General features: G+C 72.0%; 21 protein-coding genes. 9 read left to right on the top strand and 12 right to left on the bottom strand.

Annotation, left to right across the window (positions count from 1 at the left end; genetic code table 11):
- Positions 1 to 275 precede the first annotated feature (275 nt).
- Positions 276 to 548: a hypothetical protein gene (locus ABD981_RS38135; protein ID WP_123954797.1), complete on the top strand. Its 273-nt coding sequence runs from the start codon at positions 276 to 278 to the stop codon at positions 546 to 548.
- Positions 549 to 713: 165 nt separating this feature from the next.
- On the top strand, positions 714 to 1,769 hold the full coding sequence (locus tag ABD981_RS38130) for a metallophosphoesterase family protein (RefSeq protein WP_046909711.1): 1,056 nt from the start codon (positions 714 to 716) through the stop codon (positions 1,767 to 1,769).
- Between the two features lie 149 nt (positions 1,770 to 1,918).
- On the opposite strand, the gene ABD981_RS38125 is transcribed toward ABD981_RS38130, so the two are convergent.
- The 8 genes from ABD981_RS38125 to ABD981_RS38090 all read right to left on the bottom strand — a co-directional run bounded on the left by ABD981_RS38125 (position 1,919) and on the right by ABD981_RS38090 (position 10,831).
- Positions 1,919 to 2,440 carry a P-loop nucleotide/nucleoside kinase family protein gene (locus ABD981_RS38125; protein ID WP_046909712.1) on the bottom strand — a complete coding sequence of 174 codons (522 nt, stop codon included), beginning with the start codon at positions 2,438 to 2,440 and terminating at the stop codon, positions 1,919 to 1,921.
- A gap of 179 nt (positions 2,441 to 2,619) precedes the next feature.
- On the bottom strand, positions 2,620 to 4,275 hold the full coding sequence (locus ABD981_RS38120) for an ABC transporter substrate-binding protein (RefSeq protein ID WP_046909713.1): 1,656 nt from the start codon (positions 4,273 to 4,275) through the stop codon (positions 2,620 to 2,622).
- A 14-nt stretch (positions 4,276 to 4,289) separates the two neighbouring features.
- Positions 4,290 to 5,096, bottom strand: a complete 807-nt coding sequence (locus ABD981_RS38115) for an ABC transporter ATP-binding protein (protein ID WP_046909714.1) — start codon at positions 5,094 to 5,096, stop codon at positions 4,290 to 4,292.
- The gene (locus ABD981_RS38110; protein ID WP_046909715.1) at positions 5,093 to 6,115 is read right to left on the bottom strand and encodes an ABC transporter ATP-binding protein; all 1,023 of its coding nucleotides are present in this window, start codon (positions 6,113 to 6,115) and stop codon (positions 5,093 to 5,095) included. The genes ABD981_RS38115 and ABD981_RS38110 overlap by 4 nt, the downstream gene beginning before the upstream one ends.
- Positions 6,112 to 6,987, bottom strand: coding sequence for an ABC transporter permease (locus ABD981_RS38105; protein ID WP_046909716.1), 876 nt, complete (start codon positions 6,985 to 6,987; stop codon positions 6,112 to 6,114). Before ABD981_RS38105 ends, ABD981_RS38110 begins: the two co-directional genes overlap by 4 nt.
- Complete coding sequence (locus tag ABD981_RS38100) at positions 6,984 to 8,039, bottom strand: ABC transporter permease (protein ID WP_123954798.1); 1,056 nt, start codon at positions 8,037 to 8,039, stop codon at positions 6,984 to 6,986. Before ABD981_RS38100 ends, ABD981_RS38105 begins: the two co-directional genes overlap by 4 nt.
- Entirely contained in the window at positions 8,036 to 9,745 is a 1,710-nt protein-coding gene (locus ABD981_RS38095) for an amidohydrolase (protein WP_240495341.1), read from the bottom strand. Before ABD981_RS38095 ends, ABD981_RS38100 begins: the two co-directional genes overlap by 4 nt.
- Positions 9,746 to 9,754: 9 nt before the next feature.
- Positions 9,755 to 10,831, bottom strand: coding sequence for a C45 family autoproteolytic acyltransferase/hydrolase (locus tag ABD981_RS38090; protein ID WP_046909717.1), 1,077 nt, complete (start codon positions 10,829 to 10,831; stop codon positions 9,755 to 9,757).
- Positions 10,832 to 10,955: 124 nt separating this feature from the next.
- Between ABD981_RS38090 and ABD981_RS38085 the strand changes: the two genes are divergently transcribed.
- From ABD981_RS38085 to ABD981_RS38075, 3 genes are all read left to right on the top strand, one after another.
- Positions 10,956 to 11,984: a LacI family DNA-binding transcriptional regulator gene (locus tag ABD981_RS38085; protein ID WP_046909718.1), complete on the top strand. Its 1,029-nt coding sequence runs from the start codon at positions 10,956 to 10,958 to the stop codon at positions 11,982 to 11,984.
- 424 nt (positions 11,985 to 12,408) lie between these two features.
- Positions 12,409 to 12,765, top strand: coding sequence for a hypothetical protein (locus ABD981_RS38080; RefSeq protein ID WP_046909719.1), 357 nt, complete (start codon positions 12,409 to 12,411; stop codon positions 12,763 to 12,765).
- 116 nt (positions 12,766 to 12,881) lie between these two features.
- Positions 12,882 to 13,331: a DUF5959 family protein gene (locus ABD981_RS38075; protein ID WP_240495342.1), complete on the top strand. Its 450-nt coding sequence runs from the start codon at positions 12,882 to 12,884 to the stop codon at positions 13,329 to 13,331.
- A 182-nt stretch (positions 13,332 to 13,513) separates the two neighbouring features.
- On the opposite strand, the gene ABD981_RS38070 is transcribed toward ABD981_RS38075, so the two are convergent.
- Both ABD981_RS38070 and ABD981_RS38065 read right to left on the bottom strand, forming a co-directional pair.
- On the bottom strand, positions 13,514 to 14,449 hold the full coding sequence (locus ABD981_RS38070; protein WP_046909721.1) for an amidohydrolase family protein: 936 nt from the start codon (positions 14,447 to 14,449) through the stop codon (positions 13,514 to 13,516).
- Between the two features lie 94 nt (positions 14,450 to 14,543).
- Positions 14,544 to 15,791, bottom strand: a complete 1,248-nt coding sequence (locus ABD981_RS38065; protein ID WP_046909722.1) for an amidohydrolase family protein — start codon at positions 15,789 to 15,791, stop codon at positions 14,544 to 14,546.
- Positions 15,792 to 15,888: 97 nt separating this feature from the next.
- Here ABD981_RS38065 and ABD981_RS38060 point away from each other — a divergent pair, with 97 nt between their 5' ends.
- On the top strand, positions 15,889 to 16,368 hold the full coding sequence (locus ABD981_RS38060) for a MarR family winged helix-turn-helix transcriptional regulator (protein WP_046909765.1): 480 nt from the start codon (positions 15,889 to 15,891) through the stop codon (positions 16,366 to 16,368).
- Positions 16,369 to 17,101: 733 nt separating this feature from the next.
- Here the strand turns inward: ABD981_RS38060 and ABD981_RS38055 are convergent.
- The gene (locus ABD981_RS38055; protein ID WP_123954799.1) at positions 17,102 to 18,091 is read right to left on the bottom strand and encodes a nucleotidyl transferase AbiEii/AbiGii toxin family protein; all 990 of its coding nucleotides are present in this window, start codon (positions 18,089 to 18,091) and stop codon (positions 17,102 to 17,104) included.
- On the bottom strand, positions 18,088 to 18,678 hold the full coding sequence (locus tag ABD981_RS38050) for a hypothetical protein (RefSeq protein ID WP_046909723.1): 591 nt from the start codon (positions 18,676 to 18,678) through the stop codon (positions 18,088 to 18,090). Before ABD981_RS38050 ends, ABD981_RS38055 begins: the two co-directional genes overlap by 4 nt.
- Before the next feature lie 124 nt (positions 18,679 to 18,802).
- On the opposite strand from ABD981_RS38050, the gene ABD981_RS38045 reads away from it, so the two are divergent.
- From ABD981_RS38045 to ABD981_RS38035, 3 genes are all read left to right on the top strand, one after another.
- Positions 18,803 to 19,735, top strand: coding sequence for a phytoene/squalene synthase family protein (locus tag ABD981_RS38045; RefSeq protein ID WP_046909724.1), 933 nt, complete (start codon positions 18,803 to 18,805; stop codon positions 19,733 to 19,735).
- Positions 19,736 to 19,764: 29 nt separating this feature from the next.
- Positions 19,765 to 20,202 (top strand): glutaredoxin domain-containing protein, encoded by a 438-nt coding sequence (locus ABD981_RS38040; RefSeq protein ID WP_046909725.1) that lies wholly within the window; start codon positions 19,765 to 19,767, stop codon positions 20,200 to 20,202.
- Between the two features lie 441 nt (positions 20,203 to 20,643).
- Positions 20,644 to 21,621 (top strand): alpha/beta hydrolase, encoded by a 978-nt coding sequence (locus ABD981_RS38035; protein ID WP_046909726.1) that lies wholly within the window; start codon positions 20,644 to 20,646, stop codon positions 21,619 to 21,621.
- The last annotated feature ends 121 nt before the right edge of the window (positions 21,622 to 21,742 follow it).

Below are 21,742 nucleotides of genomic sequence, written 5' to 3'. Positions count from 1 at the left end.
CGTGGTCGTGAGGCTCAACGACCACGCCGGACCATCGAACTGGCGTCTTTCAGTCGTCGCGGGAGCGACGGGGACGCCGGGATGCGGCGCGTGTCGGAGCGTGGCGGATGCATCGACCCGCTTCCCGTAACAGACCCACGGGAGAAGGGGGTTGTCCGAATCGCCGACGGGCGCGCCCGCGGGCCCACGAGCCCACGAGGTTATGAGGCTACGGTCCTCCACCCCGCTCGGCCTGGCGGCCCCCACATCGTCTCGGCACCCGTACATTGGCGGCTGTGGACATACCGACCGCCTTCCGCTGGGTGCTTCTCGCCCTGGCCGTCCTCCAGCTCGTCTCGCTCGCCCCCGTCTTGCGGCGGCTGCGCCGCGCGGAGCCCGAACAGCGCCTGGCCGCCCGCATCGACGCGTTCGAGTCGCTCAGCGGCATGCTGCTCCTCGGGGGCCTCGGCCTCGACAACCTCACCCTCGGGGTCATCGGCCTCGTCCTGATGAGTCTCGCCCTCCTGCTGAGGGGCGTTCGGCTGCTCGCATCCCGTCGGCGCGCCTGACCCTCGGTTCCGCCGCCGTTCCGTCGGAATTCATTCATCCTCCCTACATCCGGGGCTGGGCAACGGGCCCCCGTGATCACGTATCCATAACGGGTCTAGTTCAACGCGCGGTGGCCGGGAGGGGCGAGTGCTCCCGGTCGCCGCGGCCCCCGAGAGGAACTCCCCGTGGACCGCAGATCTCTCCTCACCGTCGCCACCGGAGCGGTGGGCGCCGTCGCCGCCGCCCAGATACCGGCGGGCGCTGCGCCCTTCGGCCGGTCCGGCCAGGAGGCCGCCTCGCTCGCGGGCGGGCACGCCGGCCATGGGCGGCCGGTCACCACGTTCAACGTCATCAGCGACATCCAGGGCGACCTCCGCGACCTCGGTGTGGCGCTCGAGGACATGCGCCGGACCAACCCGGCGAGCTCGGGCCTCGCCGTCGCCGGTGACATCACGCCGCGCGGGTACGACGCCGAGTACGCGGCGGTCACGGCCGAACTCGCGCGTCACACCCGTGCGAAGACGACCGCCTGGGCCATCGGCAACCACGAGTTCTACGTCCCCAAGTGGCGCGATCCGTCCACCCTCGCGCAGGACACCTGGCCCAACGGCACCACCGAGGACTCCCTGTTCCGGAGCTTCTTCCATTTCGCCGGGCGCAACACGGTCTACGCGGAGCACTCGTTCGGCGGCATCCCGGTGCTGAGCCTCGGCACCGAGAAGTACATGCACTTCCACGACCCGAAGCTCTGGGACGAGGTGTGGCTCAGCGAGGCGCAGTTCGCCTGGCTGGAGGAGCGCCTCGCGTACTGGGCCCGCCGGCGCAAGCCGGTCATGGTCGTCACCCACCACCCGCTCCCCAACACCGTCTCCGGCAGCCACAACCGGCTGTACTCGCGCGACTACCTCCAGGCGGACCGGCTCCTCGGGATCCTGGGCCGTCACCGCGACGTCTTCCTCTTCTGCGGACACACGCACTGGGACCTCGCACTGTCCGACTGGTACGTCCGCCGGGTCGTCCCCGGCACGGCCAACCTGGACGGCTTCTCGGTCATCAACACCGGTGCCGTGCAGACGGGTTACACGGACGACGGCCAGGGCGGCGAGGTCTCCGTCCCCGGAACCTTCAACCAGGGGCTCCAGGTGGAGGTCTTCCGTGACCGAGTCGTCGTCAAGGCCCGTGACTTCGCCGCCGGCAGCTGGCTGAAGCAGATCACGGTCCCCCTCTCGACGCGCATCTGATCGCCGTACCTCTCCGCGGCCCGCGCGCACGCCACGCGGGCCCGCACGCCCGGGAGCGGACGCCGCCGACCCGGCGGCGTCCACTCCCGGGCACGCGCGCCAGACTGTCACGCATGCGCGTCGCCGCTGGGAGACCACACGGCCGGGAATCAGAGGTCAGGGAGCGCCGGGGCCAGGAACGCCAAGGCTGTCGCGACGTTCTGCGGCAGGTCGCTCACGCTGTCCAGCACCAGCCGGTCGTCCGCCCAGGGAGCGAACTCCTCCTGCCGCCGCTCCACCTCCTCCCACGTCGGCTCGTCGAAGCCGTCGATCTCCCGGGTCCGGCCCGCGAGCCTCCGGCGATGCGTCGCCGGATCCGAACACGCCACCTCGATGAACACCAACGGCACGGCGTGACGAGACGCCAGCGACCGCCACTGCGCCCGTGCCTCCTCCGCCGCGTTGACCGCGTCGACGATCACCGTCTGGCCCAGGGCCAGCACGCCGTCGGCCACCGCCTCGGCCACGACATACGCGGCCAGTCCGGTCGGCTGACTGCGTGCCACCCCGGCACGCCACATCGCGGCCTCGATCGGGTCCACCGACACGACGGGAGCACCCAGCTTCCGTCCCAGCTCCTCGGCGATCGAACTCTTCCCCGCGCCGGGCAGCCCGGCCATCGCGATCAGCATGGGACCAGCCTCGCATCCCCGGCCGGCTGCCGACCGGCACCGCAGGATTCCGGTCCCCGCGGCCGGAGGGCCTTGCCGCGGCTGAGCCGGGGACCGCGCCCGTCCGCCGTGGCCGCCCCGCTCGGGACGGCCACGGCGGACGGGTCTGCGGCGCACGGCCGGGCGCGCCGCGGTGAGGGCTACTTGCCGGTGCCTCCCAGGTGCGCCGCCCACGGGTAGTAGACGAAGGCGAAGGAGGCCGGCGCGCCGGTGATCCGGTTGCCGAGCCACACGTCGTTCGTCAGCTGGATGCCGGAGAACATGGGGTTCATCTCGTCGTGCAGCTTGCGTTCCATCTGCACGACCAGCTCGGCGCGGGCCCGCTCGTCTTTCGTGCCCAGCGCCTTGGCGTAGAGCGCGTCGATGCCGTCGTAGCCGGACTGGTTGAACGAGCCGCCGGTCACCGCGGTGATGCCCAGCCAGTCGAGCGGGTTGGGGATGTTCGGCCAGAACTGCGTGTAGAGCAGGTCCGTGCCGCCGCGCGTCGCCGGGTCGTACAGGTAGTTCGAATAGCCCGTCGCGGGAACGACGTCGAGCTTGAACTTCAGGCCGATCCTGTCCGCCGCGTCCTTGATCCCCACGCCCAGCTGCTGCGTCTCCGCCTGCTGCGGCACGACGAGGCTGATCTCCTTCGCCTTCACGTCGGCCGGAACGCCGGCCAGCAGCTTCTTCGCCTCCTCGATCCTCGCCGTGCCGTCGGTCCTGACCGAGTCGGCGTACGTGGTCAGGCCCTCCTTGGCGAAGCCGTACGCCGCGGGCACGGCCTGCAACGGCGCGGGGGTGCCCGAACCGGCGTACACCTGGCTGCCGATGCCCTTCCAGTCGACGGCCATCTGGAGCGCCCTGCGCACGTCGGCGTTGCCCATCGCGCCCTTCGGGTTCGCGACGACGAGGGTGACGGCGAGCGGGGCCGGGCCCGAGTAGAGCTTGCCCGCCGGGGACGTCCTGAGCTGGGCCAGCGCGGCCGTCGGCGGCTGGTACGTTCCGTCGATCTGGCCGGAGAGCAGGCCGGAGGTGATCGCGGAGCCGTCGGTCAGGAAGGTGAAGTCGATGTTCCTCACCTTCAGCGGCAGCGCCTTGTTCCAGTAGCCGTCGTAGCGGCTCGCGCTGATCGACTGCCCCCGCGTCCACTTGGCGAACTTGTAGGGACCGGTGCACATGACGCCGACGTCGGGCGTGCCGACCTTCTTGCCGTGCTGCTCGTAGAACTTCTTCTGGACGACGACACCGGCGTAGCTCGCGAGTTCGTCGTTGAAGAGGTAGTCGGGCTGCTTCAGCTTGACGGTCACCTCGGAAGCGCCCGTCTTCGTGATCGAGGCGACGTTCCGGTAGAGGTAGCCGTAGAAGCCCGTCGGGTCCGTCAGGTTGTGGTTCATGCTCCACGCGACGTCGTCGGCGGTCATCGGCGAGCCGTCCCAGAAGGTGACGCCGTCGCGGATCCGGTAGACCCAGGTCTTCGGATCGGGGTTCGAGGACGAGGTCGCCAGGTTCGGCTTGACCGTGAAGTCCGGCGACTGGACGAACAGGGTCTCGCACATGTTCGAGTTGATCATGTTCGGCGTGTAGTCGGCCGCGTGGAAGGGGTCGACCGTCTGCGGCTCGCCCTGGAAGACGTTCCAGGTGATCTTCTCCACCGAGCCCTGGCCCGGTGGAGTGAAGGTCGTCAGCGCGGCGGCGGACCCGGTGCCGGCGGCACCGGTGGTGCCGCCGCCTCCGGAACAGCCGGCCAGGACGAGGGGCGTGCAGGCGGCGACGGCGAGAGCGACGGTCCGTCTGCGGGGGCGGGGTGCGTTCATGGCGCTGCTCCTGGTCAGGATCGGGCGGTGAGGGATTCGGGGTCCCACCCGGTGCGCGGGACGCTGTCGCGCAGCAGGCGGGTGTAGGCGTGCCGGGGATGGTCGAGCACGTCGGCGGTGGGCCCCTGCTCGACGACGGCGCCATGACGCATGACGATCGTGTCGTCGGTGACCTGGCGGATGACGGCGAGGTCGTGGCTGATGAACAGGTAGCTCACCCCGCGCTCGCGCCGGATGTCGGAGAGCAGGTTGAGGATCTGCGCCTGGATCGAGACGTCCAGCGCGGACACGGCCTCGTCGAGGATGAGGACGTCCGGATCGGCGGCGAGCGCGCGGGCGATGGCGACGCGCTGACGCTGGCCTCCGGACAGGGACCTCGGCAGCGCCGCGAGCTGCCGGTCGTCGAGTCCGACGAGCTCGGCGAGTTCGGCCACCCGCCGCGCGGTCCCCTCGCGGCCGAGCCGGGCGTGCACGCCGACGACCTCCGCGAGGCAGTCGCCGACGCGCTGGCGGCGGTCGAGCGAGGTGTACGGATCCTGGAACACGATCTGGATGTCCCGGCCCCGCCGGCGCCGGACGCGGGCGGAACGCGCCGGCTGGGTGCGGTCCTCGCCCCGCACCGTGATGCGGCCGCCGGAAGGGCGCTCCAGACCGATGATCATGCGGGCCGTGGTCGTCTTCCCGGAGCCGGACTCCCCGACGATGCCGAGGGATCCGCCCGCGGCCAGCGAGAAGCTCACGTCGGCTACCGCGGTCGCCCGGTCGGGCCCGTGGCCGAAGGTCTTGGTCAGGCGCTCGACCACGAGCAGGGGTTCGGTCATCGCTGGGCCTCCTCGTTCGAAGCGCTGACGACGGACGGCCGCGGCACCATCCGGCCGCGCAGCCCGGGCATCCGGACGCACCCGGTGTCGCCCTCCCCGATCCGCAGCAGGGGCGGCACACCCTCCCGGCACCGGTCCTCGGCGAACGGGCAGCGCGGGGCGAAGGCGCAGCCGTCCGGCGCCTCGTAGGCGGTGGTGGGATGACCGCCGATCGCGGGCAGCCGCTCGACGCGGCGGTCGATCTCGGGGCGCGCGCGCAGCAGGGCGGCGGTGTACGGGTGGAGCGGGTCCTCGTGCAGGCGCCGCGAGGCCTGCCGCTCCATCACCTGCCCCGCGTACAGCACGATGGTCTCGTCGCAGACGGCGCCGGCGAGCTCCAGGTCGTGCGTGATGAAGAGCATCGCCATCCCGTACTCCCGCTGCATGCGCCGCAGGACCGCCATCACCTCCGCCTGGGTGGTGACGTCGAGCGCGGTCGTCGGCTCGTCCGCCAGGATGAGCCGGGGCCGGGCGGCGACCGCGGCGGCGATCATCACCCGTTGCAGCAGGCCGCCCGAGAGCTCGTGCGGGTACTGGCCCAGCCGGCGTTCCGGGTCGGAGATCCCGACCTGGGCGAGCAGCTCCCGCGCGCGCCCGCGGGCTGCGGCCTTCGGCATCCCGGCGTTGAGGCGCAGCGCCTCGGTGAGGAAGTCGCCGATCGTCCGCACCGGGTTGGTGTGGGCCCGCGCGTCCTGGAAGATCATCGCGACGTCGTTCGCCCGGTAGGACCGCAGCGCCTCGGACCGCAGGTCGAACACCTCGGAGCCGTCGAAGCGGACCCCGCCCCGGACCTCCGCGCCGTCCGGGAGCAGCCGCGCGAGGGCGCGTACGGTCATCGACTTGCCCGAACCGGACTCGCCGACCAGGCCGAGGGTCTTTCCGGCGTCGAGCGAGAAGGACACGTCCCGCAGCACGGTGCGCGGCTCGCCCGCGACCGGCAGCCGGACCGTCAGGTCCTCGACTTCGAGCAGAGCGTTCACGAGCGTGCCTCCCAGCGCTCCGTGAGCCGGTCGCCGAGCAGGTTGACGGCACCGACCGTGATGACGACGAGGGCGCCGGCGTACAGCGCCTCCTGCGGGTGCTGCTGCAGCGCACCGGCCATGCCGGTGCCGACCATTGCGCCCCAGTCCGCGGTGGGCGGCTGCACCCCGAGGCCGATGAAGGAGAGACCGGCCAGGTCCATCAGCGCGAACCCGAAGGCGAGCGTCGCGTTGGCGACGATCAGGCCGCTCACGTTGGGCAGGATGTGCCGCAGCGCGATCCGCAGCCCGGGCACGCCCTGGACCCGCAGCGCCGCGATGTAGGGCAGGTTGCGTTCGCGCAGCGCCGCGCTCCGTACGATCCGCGCGATGTACGGGACGTAGGCGATGGCCAGCGCCACGACCGCGGCCGGCAGGCCGGAGCCGAACAGGGCGGTCGCCAGGATCGCGAGCAGCAGGCCCGGGAAGGCGAACACGGCGTCGACGACCCGCACCACCAGCTGGTCGAACCAGCCGCCGAACCACACGGCCGCGAGCGCCAGGACCGTGCCGAGCACCGTCGAGATCACCACGACGAGGAACGGGCCGGTCAACGCGGTGCGGGAGCCGGTGACGAGCCGGGAGAGCAGGTCCCGGCCGTTCGCGTCGGTGCCCAGCGGGTGCGTACCGCTCGCGCCCTGGTAGGCGCCGGAGAAGTCGATGGCGTTCGGGTCCTGGGGCGAGACGGCCGGCGCGAGGAGCGCGCAGGCGACGACGCACCCGAGGAGGGCGAGCGCCACCCAGCCGGACACGCCGATGCCTCGGGTGCCGGGGGAGCGCCGGGCGGAGGCCTTCCGGGTTCCGGAGCGGCGTACGGTCGCTGTCGCGCTCATGAGTCCTTCTTCCCGATCGACACGCGCGGGTCGAGCAGTGTGTAGGCGATGTCGATGAGGGTGTTCAGCACGATGAAGGCGGCCACGTACACCAGGCAGATCGCCTGGACGACGGGGAAGTCCTTCTGCTGGACCGAGTTGACGAGGAACTGACCGAGCCCGCCGAGCTGGAAGACCTGCTCCACGACGACGCTTCCGGCGATCAGGCCCGCGATCGTGAGCCCGGCGACGGTGAGCACGGGCATCGCCGCGTTGCGCATGACGTGCCGGCGCACGACGGCGCGGCGCGGCAGTCCGCGGCTGATCGCCGTCTGCACGTGGTCGGCGGACAGCTCCGCCCGCACGGCGGTCTGGGCGAGCCGCGCGACGAACGCGACGGAGGCGAGGGCGAGCGCCAGCGCCGGGAGGGTCAGGTGGTGGATCCGGTCGAGTCCGCCGCTGCCGGCGCCGAAGACCGGGAACCACTCGAGGCCGACGGCGAAGACGAGGATCAGCACCACGGCTCCGACGAAGGTCGGCACGGCCATGACGCCCGTCGCGCCGGCCATGGCCGAACGGGACACCCAGCCGGGCTTGAGGCCCGCGAGCGTGCCGATGGCCAGCCCCAGCACCAGGACGATCACCGCGGCCATGACGACGAGCAGCGTGGTCGCCGAGGCACGGCCGCCGACCAGCGTGGACACCGGCTGGTTGTAGATGATCGAGGTGCCGAAGTCGCCCCGCAGCACACCGCCCAGCCACCGGAGGTACTGCTGCCAGACGGAGTCGTCCAGGTGGTACTCGGCCTTGATCGAGGCGATCGCCTCGGGGCTCATGGTGCGCCCGTGCGTGAGGTACGTGAGCGGGCTGCCGGGAGCGGCGTAGAGCGCTCCGAAGACGACCATGCTCGCGATCAGCAGGGTCACGGCGAGACCCGCGACGCGCACGGCGACGAACCGCGCGATCGCCGCGACGGGCCGCTTCCCCGGCTTGCCTTCCTTCACCCCCGTCACCCCCTTCGCCCCGTTCCGCTCCTCCGGCGCCGCGGGCGCCGCCAGGGTCGCGTCGCTCATCGCTCCACCTCCGGCCGTACCTGATGGACGGCGCGGCCGCCGACGACCGTCCGCAGCACGCGCGTGTCCAGCAGCTCCTCCAGCGGCCGGGAGAAGACGTCCCGGTCGAGCACGACGAAGTCGGCGTAGAGCCCTTCCGCGAGGCGTCCGTGCAGGTGCTCGGAGCGGCTCGCCCAGGCGGCGTCGCGCGTGGCGTGCACGATCGCCTCGGCGAGCGGCAGCGCGTAACGGGCGATGTTGGCGGGCAGCGACGGGTCCAGCGCCGAGCGCCGGGTCGCCGCGACGAACATGTTGGGCAGCGGGGCGTGCGGCGAGGTGGGGGAGTCCGTGCCGAGCACGAGCGTGGCGCCGGCCTCGGTCATCTCGGGCCACGGGAAGCCGCGGTCCACGCGCTCGTCGCCGAGGACGCGGCGCCAGTTCTCCTGTATGGCCGGATCGGCGTGCACGGGCTGCATGCTCGCCGTGATGCCGAGCGCGGCCAGCCGGTCGATGTCCTCCGGGGTGACGACCTCCAGGTGCTCGATGCGGTGGCGGCGCTCCTTGGGGCCGTTGAGCGTGACGGCGTGCTCGACGGCGCCGATCGCGACGCGGACGGCCTCGTCGCCGATGGCGTGCATGGCGACCTGCAGGCCGGCCGCGTCCGCGGCGGCCACCACGGGGGCGAGTTCGGCGAGGCTCCAGATCGGGTCGGCGTTGCCGCCGTCGACGTAGGGCTTGCCGAGGGACGCCGTACACCCGTCGACGGTGCCGTCGACCATGACCTTGATGCCGGTCACCCGCAGGAACGGCGTCGAATGGCGGGCGGCGAGCTCGACGACGCGCGCTACCTGGGCCAGGTTCCTCGCCTCGTCGCCGGTCGGCTGGACGCGCCAGAACGCGCCGATGCGGGTGGTGAGGGCTCCCGCCGCGTCGGCACGGCGCATCGCCGCGTAGTCGTCCTCGTTCATCGCCATGTCGGTCGAGCCGACGACGCCGGACTCGGCGTACGCGGCGAGGGCGACCGCGAGGGCCCGGTCCCGGTCGGCTCCGGTGGTGAAGCCGTCGAGCACCGGCCATACGAGGCGGTGCATCGCGGTCTCGTCCACGAGGCCGGTCGCCGCGCCGTGCGCGTCGCGGTGGACCGTGCCGCCCGGCGGCGACGCGGTGGCCGCGTCGATGCCGACCTCGTCGAGGGCCGCCGTGTTCAGCCAGATCGAGTGGAAGTCGTACGCCTGCGCGTATACGGGCCGGTCGGCGACGACGGCGTCGAGCATGCCGCGGTCGGGGGACCCGCCGGGGAAGTCGCCGTGCTTCCAGCCGGTGGCGAGCACGCGCGGAGCGTCCGGGTGCTCGCGCGCCCACGCGTCGATGCGCCGCTGGATCTCCTCCACCGAGCCGGCGCCCCAGAGGTCGACCTGGGCCGCGGCCTCGCCGGTGCCGACCACGTGGGCGTGGCCGTCGACGAACCCGGGCAGGACGGTCGCGCCGTCGAGGTCGTGGACCAGGGCGTCCGCCCCGGCCACGCGGGCGGCCGTGGCCTCGTCGCCGACGTAGGCGATCCGGTCGCCCACCACCACGAGGGCCTCGGCCCAGGGGCGGCGATCGGACGTGAAGAAGCGGGCGTTGCGGTAGAGCTGAGCGGGTGTGGTCACGTCGTCGTCCCTGACAACCCTGTCGTCCGTGCCGTGCATGTCGTCCGTTCCGTGCATGTCGTGCATGTCGTCCATGGGGGTTCCTCAGAAGTGGTCGAGGCCCTCGCGGGCCGCGGTGTCGGGGGTGCCGGCCCGGTACGCGAGGGCGAAGCCGGGGAGGTCGAGGGAGACGGTGAGCAAGGTGCCCCACCGCTCGTGGCCCGGCTGGGACGGATCGGCGCGGACGCACACGACCGCGGCGGCCCCGTCCCCGCCGCAGAAGGCCGCCGCGCGCTCCTGCGCGGACCGGCCGGTCATGCCGCCGCGTACGGCGCGGGCGTGCTCGTACCGCTCGACCGACACCGTCTCCGGGACGCTGAGGTCACCGTCGGCGAGGCCGGCGTCGAGGAAGTGGTTCGTGTGGAGGAGCCAGCCGTCGGCACCGGGCTCCAGCACGGCGAGTCCGGACGGCGACATCTCGATGGAGGCCGCCTCCGCCCGGCCGTCCCGGTAGGCGGCGACGGTCAGCACCGTGGACGCGCCCACCTTCGCGGAGGCGACGAGGTCACGGGCCTCCGCCACCGTCGTCGCCTCCTCCAGGACGCGACGCGCGACCGCGTGCACGGGCACGCCGCCGGCGGCGCTGTCGGAGCGGTGCCTCAGGATGTTGAAGTGCAGGCCGAGGCCGGCGTCGTTCACCCCGATCTTCGCGGCCGTGCCGAACTCGGTGAACAGCTTCACCCGGCGACCCGTGCAGGTCACGAGGGACAGCAGGAGACCGTCCGGGGTGAGCGAGTCGTGCCAGTCCCAGGTCTGGATCGTCTCCGGCGGACCGCCGGCGGGCGGCGCGTACACGGCGGTCGTGCACTCACCCGTCCCCGGTACGGGCGCGGCGGCGAGCACTTCGGTCCGCGCGCCGACCGCGGCCGCCTGCCACGGCTCGATCCCCGCCGCCTCGGCGATCCCGTCCGACTCCTCGGCCAGTTCCGGGTACCAGTCGCGCAGCGCGTCCCGGCTCGCGGCGGCGACTTCGCGGACGGTGGCGTCGGGGATGCCCAGCACCTCGAAGTGCGCCAGGTAGCGGGCGCTGACGTCACGCACCCGGTCCGCGTACCGCGTGCCGATCTCTCGGCCGCGCTCGCGTGGATCGGGGGTGGTCGAGCGCAGTATGTGCAGCTTCATCTTGCTTGGAGACCTTTGCCTTGTGAGGCCCATCACAGGGAGGGATGCGCGACACGCTAGGTAGGTAAAACGTTTAATACAACGGTCTTCCCGATGTCGCTTTCCGCTCCACCAGGAGGTCGCCGTGGCCAGGTCGAAGGGCGTCACCATCCGCGACGTAGCCCAGCGCGCGGGGGTCTCCGTCGCGGCGGTATCGATGGCGCTCAACGGCACCGGGACGCTGAGCGAGGCCACGCGGCTGCGCGTCCGGGCCGTCGCCGAGGAGATGGACTACCAGGCCGACGCCCTCGCGCGCGGCCTGCGGCGGGCGTCGGTCGGGGCGATCGGGCTGGTGCTGCGCTCACTGGACTCCCTGGGCGAGTACGCGCCGCAGGGCGTCGACGTGTTCACCCGCTACATCGGCGCCGTCTCGGCCCAGGCGATGGACCGCGGCCTCAGCGTGATGCTCGTACCCGACCCGACCAGACGCCCGACACCTCCGCTCGCCCTCTCGCTCGACGGCTACATCGTGACGATGCCGCACGTCGACGACCCGGTCGTCGCCCTCCTCGAACGGCGCGGGATCCCGTACGTCACGCTGGGACGCGACCCGAGCCGCCCCGAGTTCACCGACTGGGCCACCGAGGACGAGCACGTGAGCCTCCGGCGCATCTACGAGCACTTCGCCGCCAACGGCGCCCGGTCGATCGCGCTGGTGCGCGGCACCGACCCCAACGCCTGGAACATCGACGGCGAGGCGATGTACCGCGGCTGGTGCGAGAGTTCCGGACTCACCCCGCGCGTCTACGCGTCGGCCGAACGCGCCGGCGAACGGGGCGGCGAGAGCGTCGCCCACGCGATCGTCGACGACGGCGTCCCGGACGCGATCCTGTGCCACACCGGTCGCCAGGCGGCCGGTGTCCTGGCGGGCCTGACGGCGCGCGGCGTCAGCGTGCCCGACCGCACGATGCTCGCCGCGGCCTCCGACTCCGAACACACCCGGCACAGCCGCCCCGCGATCTCGTCGATCGAACTCCACGCCCCGGAAACGACGCTGGCCCTCCTCGACCTCCTCCAGGCCCGCATCGCCGGCGAACCGAGCCGAGGCCCGGTCCTGACCACCTCCCGCTTCCGCATCCGGGCCTCGTCCCGACGAGCCCAGCCGGGTTCCTGACGGCCGCTCGGCGGATGCGTGGGCGGCGGCGCGAGGGGAGCCGCTTCGCCTCTGCCGCATTCGGAGATCGTGAATTCGTGAGCGCGAGCGTTCTTGTTACCGTTCCGTCAAGGCCGCTGGAATCGAGGCAACCCACCTTTCCAAGCGTGGAAGCGCACCACCTCACGAGAGGCAGCCATGATCCCGAATCCGGAAACTCGTCCCGCGTTCGAACTCCGCCTCGGTGGAATGAGCCTGACCGTGCAGCGCATCCCCGGTTGGCTGGTCGCCCTGGTCACCGCTGTCGGTGGGGTGGCGGGCGGATGGTGGGCCGGTCCGTGCGCCGGCTGCCGGCGCCTCACGTGCTGACGTGTGCCTGCAGCAGCTTCCACGCCCCAAGACGTCGTTTCTCATGGCTGTCAGAGCGGCATGAGAGCGTCCAGGCATGAGCTACGACCTTGCTGTCTGGGAAGGCGATAGGCCAGCGGATGACAAGACCGCCAGCCGGGTCTTCGACGACCTGTACGACCGCTACATCGACAGCGAGGCGGAAGAACCTCCGTCCGAGCGCATCGCGGCATATGTGGCCGCGCTGCTTGAACGGTGGTGCGACCTCACCGAGGACGAGGAGGACACCTCGCCCTGGTCGACCGGTCCGCTGATCCGCGAGGCCAGCGGTCCGCTGATCTACTTCCCCATGCGGTGGAGCATGGCCGAGGAGGCGTCCGCCTACGCTGCGGCCGTCGCGGAGTCCATGGGTCTGATCTGCTTCGACGTACAGCAGAACCGGCTCATGCCATGAGAAGGATGGCCAAGAACTCCTCACGCGATGCCCCTGCGCGGCCGAGTGCTGATGCGCGTGCAGGATGGCGAGAGTCGACGCGAGAGCGGGGAGCGGGCGTGGCCGGGGGCGGCACTGTGGATCTCATCCGTCTGGCCGATGGGGAGAGCAGTCTTGAGGTTCGTGTTCTGGGCCGGACGATGCCCGGGGTGTTGACCTTGCACGACCACCTCGATGCGGAGCTCGTCGTCACGAGCGGGTTCGCCCACGGACGTCTCGATGTGTGTCTGGCTCCGGAGGACTTGGACAGCTGGTCACGGGTCCTGGGAGAGCTCGCAGCCGGGCGTGATGCCGTCTGGATGGATGACGGGCGCAACCCCGAGATCCGGTTCGAGCCGTCCGGTCGGCAGGGGGCTGCCGTGTGCGTGGTGGAGGACCTGGCCGCATCGGGGACATCCGTCCGTGTCCCCGTGCGCCTGGCCGGCGGATGGGCCGATGAGCACGTCGAACGGCTGCACCGTGTCCGTGCCGCCTGGCCTCAGGAGGCTGCGGAGACCTCGCCCGGTGCCTACGAGTGGCGACGCTGAGCCGTTGAGAACCGTGGCCGGTGGAGGCTTCGGTCCCCACCACGGCCCACAGCCCACCGACCCGGCCGAATGAGATGACCGCTAGGTTCTGTCGTCAAATGTCACGCCCACATCAGGAGTGACCGGGCATTGGGGTGGGGCACGAGCTCCCCTGTCGTTGTAGTGCGTCGAACCGGTTGCTGTCAGCGGGCGGCAAGGCGGGGGAAGAGGCGAAGGGCGTTGGCATGTTCGATGGCGTTAAGGCCGTTGCCCTGCAGGGTGGTGGTCAATGCGGTGATGGCGCGGTCGATGGTGGTGGCCGGGGCGGCGCCTGCGTCGGTGCCGAACAGTAGGTGGTCGGTGCTGGTGACCTGGAGGGCGGGAAGGAGTGCGTGGGGGCTGCCGCCCATGGCGGTGTCGTAGTAGAGGGTGGCCAGGACATCGGTGACGTGCTCGGGAGTGACGGTGGCGGGGTCGTGGGCGCCGGGCATGGCGGCGCATTCGGCGATGCGCCAGGCCAAGGCGGGAAGCGGGCCGCCCAGGTGGGGCAGGATCAAGTTCAGGTCGGGGTGGCGGTGGAAGACGCCGGCGAACAGGGCGTCGGTGATGGTGCGGGCCGTGTCGAAGGGGTACTCGATCACCGATGGGTGGCGGCCCAGCGCAAGCTCGGTGGCGTGGGGGCAGCTCGTCGGGTGCACCAGGACCGGGACGGCGCGGCGGTCCAGTTCGGCCAGGAGGGGCTGCCACCAGGGGTTGCCGAGGTAGCGGCCCGCGACGTTGGAGGTCAGGGCGACGCCGTCCAAGCGCAGGACGTCCAGCGCGTACGCGAGTTCATCGAGCATGGCATCCGGGTCGTCGCCCGGAAGGCAGGCCAGGGCACCGAACCGCTGGGGATGCCGGCCGATCAGATGGGCCAGGTCCTCGTTGATGCGGCGAGCCAAGCCCTTCGCCTCGCTGCCGCCCTGAGGGGTGAAGGGAACCGACAGGATCTGGACGGCGGTTTCAGTACGCTCCATGGCTTCCAGCGTGGCTTCGGCGCTCCACGGGGCGCGGTTGCCGGGTGAGGGCTGTTTGGCGGCCTGGGCGGCGACGGCGCCGCCGAAGTAGTGGGCGTGGACATCGATGCGGTGTGCGGGCATGGTGCAGTCACCTCGCTGAGTGAGAGTGGGGAAGAGGCCGGAGAAGGTGCAGGGCCGGGACCGTTGGGGCCCGGCCCTGCACCTTCAGCGGAGTTCAGGCGGCCAGGTGGGTGCCGCGACGCCAGATGGCGCGAGTGTTGAGGGTGTCGGTGATGGTGGTGGTGGGGTCGCCGTCTACCAGGAGCAGGTCGGCGCGCAGGCCCTCGGCGATGCGGCCGCGGTCGGAGAGGTGGAAGCGGCGGGCGGTGGTGGCGGTGGCGGCGCGCAGTGCGGCTGCGGGGGTCAGGCCGGCTGCCACGAGGTGCTGGAGTTCGTGGTGGACGCTGGCGCCGTGGGCGAGGCCGCCGAGGAACGGCATGGGCTGGGAGACGTCGGTGCCCACCAGCAGGTCGACCCCGGCGTCGGCGAGGGCCTTGACGCTGTCCAGGACGTCCTGGAGCTTGCCCTGGGGGTAGTGGCCGAAGCAGGAGCGCAGCGTGGTGTCCCAGGCGGTGTCCAGGCGGGAGGCCACGCGCGGGTCGTCGGCGAGCCGGTCGCCGGTGATGCCCATCATGGAGGCGTTCAGCACGGTGCAGGGCACGATGAACACCCCGGCGTCCTTGATCATGGTGATGATCTCGTCGGTGGGCGGTTCGACGAACAGGTGGACCAGGCCGTCGATGCCAGCCTCGAGGGCCATGCGGGTGGCGTCGATGGTCAGTGCGTGGGCGACGGTCAGCACGCCGTGCTTCTTCGCTGCCGCGACACCGGCGTTCAAGGTGGCCTGGTCGAGCATCGGCAGGCCCGGGTGCCCCTCGACGCTGCCGTCATCGATCATGAACTTGATGTAGTCCGAGCCGTGCGCGAGCAGCTGCGGGATGGATGCCGCTGCGGCCTCGGGGCTGGTGGCGTCGGGGTGGTAGGGCGGCTCGCCCCGGTGCCCGCCGCCCCCGCCTCCCCCCTCGCCGCCGCCGGTCGGTCTGCCCGGGTGGAAGTCCGGGGGGAAGAGCTCGCTGGGGTGCCCGCCGGGCGGGGTGAGCGCGAAGCCGGAGGAGCGGACGTCGGCGACCGAGTCGTCCTGGTTGATCGCGCCGCGGCGGTCGCGGGTGTTCGCGCCCTGCATCTCCAGCTCCGTAGTGACGCCGAACTTCAGTGCCAGCGCGAGACCGTCGCGGTCGGTATGGACGTGTGCGTCGATCAGGCCCGGCAGCAGCGTCGCTCCGGTTCCGTCGACGATCCGGGCCCCGGCCGGGGCGTCGCCGCCGACCTGGACGATCCGGCTTCCTTCGATCACGACGGTACTGACGCCGAGGGGCTTCTCTCCGTCGAAGACCTTTGCGCCGGTGATGGCGGTGGTGCTCATGATCGCGCCTCGCTTCGGTGAACCAATCCAACAATCCATACCTTAAGTCATATACATGCGCTGCGCATGTCGATCTGGTGTGTCGTAGATTGTGAGGGTGACCAGTCAGAACCAGCCCGTGCCCGTCGACGACGAAGAACTGCTCGACAACGTCGGGCCGGCGTTGTCCCGCTTGCGCCGGCGGGTGGGCGGCGGGCGCGGGGACCTGACCCGCAACATCGTTCTCAATGTGATCGGGGAAGCGGCCGGCCGGGTCACAGTGGGCGGCGTGGCCGAGGAGATGGGAGTTGCCCAGCCCGTCGCGAGCCGCGCCATCGCCGCGTGCATATCGGACGGCCTGGTGCGGCGCATCGCCTCCCAGCGGGACGGGCGCAGCACCCTGCTCGAACTCACCGACGAAGGAGAGTCGGCACGCCGGAGTTACGCTCAAGCGCAGCGCCACGCCTTCGAAGAGATCACCGCGCACTGGCAGAGCGAGGACCGCCTGCAGTTCGCACGATTCCTCCACCGCTACGGACAGGATGCGCGTGCCTGGTCGGCGCGGGACCGTGCCGCACCCGACGAAACGCAAGGCTGAGCGTCCTCCGGCCGGATCGCCGCGTGCATGGCCGTGCCGGCGCACCTGCATGCGGGCGCTCTCGCCATGTGCCGTCGATGGTTCAGTGCGACGGCTGTTAGCGGAGCGAGGACGTGCGTGATCGAGAGCGCGGTGCGGGGTTACGGCGTCGCCGACAGTCGGGTGCGCCACGGGCGTTGTGGAACCTGGCGTGCGGGGGCCGGTCGGGGCCGTCGATGCGGGTCTCGTTCCAGTCGAAGTGGCAGCAGCCGCAACCCGCGCAGAACGAGGTGGCGGACAGCAGGACCCCGCCCGGTGTGACGGTGGGCACGACGTTCGCTTCACGTATGCCGGTGCGGTTCCAGCCCTCCGTGACGGAAGCCTCGATCGGTGGTCGTCCTGCCGGACGAACTCCGCCGCGTGTTCCGCGGCCCAGTCTGCGAAGGTCAACGCAGGACGGCCGGGTTCGACCGTCGTGGTGACGGGGGATCCCTCCCACAGCGATGCGGTGGCGGCGACCGCCGGCGCATCCAACCTCTATGCGAGTGTGCTGGCCCCCGGCCCGGGGGCGCTCTTCACCTACCTGACCATTCGCGGGGCTGCAGGCGCAGTCGGGTGTCCTGTGGCGACTACAGCGGGCCGCCCCACGGACATGGATCTGATCCACCACTCACGGTCGCCCCCCGGCTGACCATGCTCGAGTGCGAGCGTGCAGTACGAATAAGGCTGTCAACAACGCTCGTGGTCAATACACCTAGGCCGTCCCCAGCACCGGAGCCAAGGCGGCCAGCAGACGGGTGCCGAGGTCGTGCCGGGCGGCATCGGTGTGCGGGTGGGAGTCGTCGAAGCCCGTCCAGTCGAGCTCGCGGACGGCGTTCTCGAACATGGCGGGGTTCAGCGGCTCGTCCGGATGGCCGGGCCACTCGTCCGCCTCGCGCAGCACGGTCTCCAGGAGGGCGAGGGGCAGGGTGCAGCTCTCCGCGAGGAGGACCGCGTCGTACAGGTCCTTGGCCTGCGGGTACATGTCGCAGCTCAGCCACATCAGCTTCCAGGCCAAGGACAGCTCGCGGTCCGCGGCCTGCAGACGGACACCCGCGACCTCGGCAGGGCGGGGCGGCGTCGGGAGGCGCTCGTTGAAGACGAAGTCGAGCTGGACCTGGCCGCCGGGGAGCCCGGGGGCCGTCCACGGCAGGACCAGGCGGTTACCGGGCACCCGCTCGTACGTCCAGATGTACTCGGACACGGCTCCCGCCGCCGAGACCGACAGGCCCGTGCCGCGCTCCTCGGCGAGGCGCTCGGCAGACGCGGCGATGCCGTCGAGCATCGTGCGGGTCCGGGGCTCCTCGATGCGCCAGGTCTCCGGGACGACGACGAAGTCGATGTCCTTCGGGGCGCGGGCGGCGTCGCCGAACCAGGCCCCCATCAGCATGCTGCCGCGCAGCACGAGGGAGCCCGCCCACGGGGACCCGGCGACGGCGGCGAGGACGAGGTCCAGTGCCGCGCGCCGGGCCGCCTGCCAGCGGGCGCGCAGCTCCGGGTCCTCGACGACCCCGTCGCTGGGCCGGAAGGCCTCGTCGAAGTGCTTGAGCGCGGGATCGAACACCCGGTGCCGCAAGGCGGCCTCGCCGATCCCCGCGGTCAGGGTGTACGGCGGGTCGTCCTTGCGGTGGATCCGCTCGGCGGCGGGTTCCGTGGTGCTGTCCGGCCCGTCCGGTATGGACGGCGCCCACTGCTTCTCGGTCATACGGCCTCCTCCAGCCAGCCCTCGTCCCACGACAGGTCGCTGTCGGAGACCACGAACTCCCTCTCCTCCGCCACCGGCTCGTACCCGGCGGCGACCAGCACGCCGATCAGCGCGTCGCAGGCGCGCCCGGCCGCGTCCGCCGGCCCCGGGTGCCGCCGGGTCACGAAACGCTCGTGCCGCCCACCCGGCCCCAGGACCCGGCGCGCGTTCCACGACACGTGGGCGCCGTGCGGCACGACGAGCTCCTCCAGTGCCGCCCGGTCGTACGCGGCGGGCAGCGCCAGCTTGACGTGGTGCTCGTAGTAACCCCCGCCGGGCCCCGCGGGCTCCGTGCTCCACGGCACCGTCTCCACCTTGACCCGCGCCGGCTCGAAACCGGCCTCCCGCAGCCCGGACACCACCGCCGGATGCCCCGCCCGGCCGCGCAGCGTCAGCATCGGCTGGACCCGGGAGCTGCCACGCGCGAGGACGATCGTGGTGACCTTCAGATCCCGGTCCGCAGCCCAGGCACCGAGGCGGCCCAGCTCACCCTCGTCCCGGCACCGCACCGTCACGTGCGTCTCGAAGACGTCGTCGACCTCGTTCATCCCCCACCTTGGAACCCTTCGCGCATCGCCGCGATTCTCACAGACGGGGGGCCGGGGGCGCCTCCGGGTTTCCGCCCCCGGAGCCGTAGGCTCACAGCCGACGACGAGACGACTGGAGACCGGCATGTGGAAGCGGGCCCTCGACCGGGCCGGGGTGCGGGAACCGCGGCTGCGGCGGGACTACACCGAACAGCGACGGGCGGTACGGAGGTTCGCGGCGGCCGAGTACGCGGCGGCGCGGACCCTGCTCCCCGCCGCCCTGCTTCCGCACGTCGTCGCCGCCGTCGCGTTCATGCACGAGACCGACGACCGGATCGACCGCGGCACCCCGGAGGAACGGAAGGCCGCGCTCGCCGAATGGGACGGCCTCGTACGCGCGGCCCTCGCCGACGGCACATCCGACCTGCCCGTCCTGCGCTGCCTGGCCCGCACCGCCGAGTGCCATCCCGACGTGCGCGCCCACGTGGACGACTTCCTCCGGGGCTGCGAGCGCGAGGTCGCCTGGCGCACCATCGCCGACGACCGGGAACTGGAGCGGTACGTACGGGAGTACTCGCTTCCCGCGCTGATGCTCACGGCCTGCCTCCTCGCGCCCGAGGACGCGTCCGAGCGGGCGGCGTTCACGGAAGGCTGCCACCTGCTCATCCGCGCCATGCAGCGCATCGACTTCCTGGAGGACCTGCCCGAGGACGTACGGGCGGGCCGCCACGGCGTCCCCGCCGACGCGGTCGCCCGCCACGGCGCGGACCTCACCCGGCCCGGCCCGGCACTCGGGCGCCTCGTCGGGGAACAGGCCGCCCGCGCCGCCGCCGACCTCACGGCCGCCGCTCCTCTCCCGACCCTCGTGGCCCCTCCGTACCGACCCTTCGTCCGTGCCCTCGCCGGTGTCCAGCACCTCCGCCTCGACGCAGTGCGCCGCGCGGGCGCCTCGCTGGCCATCCGCACCTCGGGCCCCTCGGCACCGGCCGCCGCCCTGCTGCTGCTCAAGGAGGCGGCGAGGCGGGTTCGAGGCCGGGGCGGCGTGTCCGGAAGCCCCGCGAGCGGGCCGGTCCGATGAACAGTTCGACTCGTCGGTAGCCTGCGTCCATGATGCGTGCCTGGATCCTGCCGATACTGCTCGTGCTCTGCGGCTCGGTCGTGGCGACCGGAATGGTGTCCAAGGGGAACCTCGGGGCGGGCGCGGCAACGCTCCTGGCGTTCCTGCTGCTCGCCGGCGTCAACTCGCCCCTGATCTTCCCGCGGTCGATCGGCGCCCGGGAGGCGCGACGCCGCAGCGCGGCCGACGGCCGGCCGGTCGTCTACTGGCGTCCGGGCTGCGCGTACTGCATGCGCCTGCGGATGCGACTGGGGCGTCGCGCCCGCCGGCTCCATTGGGTCAACATCTGGAACGACCCGGAAGGAGCCGCGGCGGTGAGGGCGGCCAACGACGGCAACGAGACCGTGCCGACCGTCGTCGTGGCGGGCCGGCCGCACACCAACCCCGATCCCGCTTGGGTGCGCGAACAGCTCTCCTCCTCCGCGTGATCGGAGGCCTGGAAGCCCGTAGGCGGCGCGGTGGGCGGGCCGGCGTCCGGCGCCCCGGACGGTATACCCGACAGGTCACGAAGCGGGGGAGGAATCCCCTTTTCGGGTGATTTGCCCATCACGTCGCTCGGCGCTGAGGAGTCGTTCAACGCGTGCCGCAACGCTTCGGCCGGCCTTCCGGCGTGCAGCGTTGCGGGTTCGCCGGCAGCATGAACTCGCCTCCCTTTCAGGAGTGTTGAAGGCTTTCGCCGGCTCGCTCGGGTGGCTGCGGATCGCCGTACGCGGGCTCTGCGCGCGGGACCGGATCCGTGCACCGAGGGCGACCCGCACCGCTCGAACGCGGCTAGCTTGCGGAATGGCTGCCGCAGCCCTGCTGCGCGTGCCGCGTCCCGTGGTCGTATGAATGCCGTGGCGCGCCCGTTCCGAGTGAGAGGCCTGTTCATGACCGAGCCGAATCCGTACACGCCCGTTCCCCCGGTCCTGGAGCCGGCCGCGGCCGAGTTCGCCCAGGCCACGTCGAAGCCGCCGTTCCTCTTCCAGCTCCCGCCGGCCGAGGGCCGCAAGGCGGTCGACGAGGTGCAGTCCGGCCCGGTCGACCTCCCCGCCGTGGACGAGGAGTGGGTGTCCGTGCCCGGCGGCCCCACCGGTGAGGTCCGGGCCCGCCTCGTGCGCCCTGCCGGGGCCGCGGGCCCGCTCCCGGTCATCGTCTACATCCACGGTGCGGGCTGGGTGTTCGGCAACGCCCACACGCACGACCGCCTGGTACGCGAACTCGCCGTCGGTACCGGCGCGGCCGTGGTGTTCCCGGAGTACGACCTGTCACCCGAGCACCGCTACCCGGTGGCCATCGAGCAGAACTGGACGGTCGCCCGCTGGATCGTCACCGAGGGCGCCGCCCGCGGCCTGGACGCGTCACGGATCGCGGTGGCGGGAGACTCGGTCGGCGGCAACATGAGCGCCGCGCTGACCCTCATGGCCAAGGAGCGCGGCGGCCTGCCGCTGGTCCAGCAGGTGCTCTTCTACCCGGTCACCGACGCCTCGTTCGACACCGGCTCCTACCACCAGTTCGCCGAGGGCTACTTCCTGCGCCGCGACGGCATGCAGTGGTTCTGGGACCAGTACACGGGCGACGAGACCGCGCGGGCGGAGATCACCGCCTCCCCGCTGCGGGCCGCCACCGAGCAGCTGGCCGGGCTGCCGCCCGCCCTGGTCATCACCGCCGAGGCCGACGTGCTGCGGGACGAGGGCGAGGCGTACGCCAACAAGCTGCGCGCCGCCGGAGTGCCGGTCACGGCCGTCCGCTACCAGGGCGTCATCCACGACTTCGTGATGCTCAACGCCCTGCGCGGCACCCACGCCGCCGAGGCGGCGATCGAGCTGGCCATCGGCACGCTCCGGCGCGCACTGGCCGCTGCCTGAGGCGACAGCGGATCCGGGCGCCGACGATGACCGGCTCGGCGGCGGCCGACGGTTCGAGCCGGACCGCTGCTGCGCCGGACGACCGGGATCACCCGGGGGCCGATCGCCTCGGCCCCCGGCG

The organism is Streptomyces showdoensis (assembly GCF_039535475.1).
GTDB lineage: Bacteria > Actinomycetota > Actinomycetes > Streptomycetales > Streptomycetaceae > Streptomyces > Streptomyces showdoensis.
This window is presented reverse-complemented; position numbering and strand designations above follow the sequence as displayed.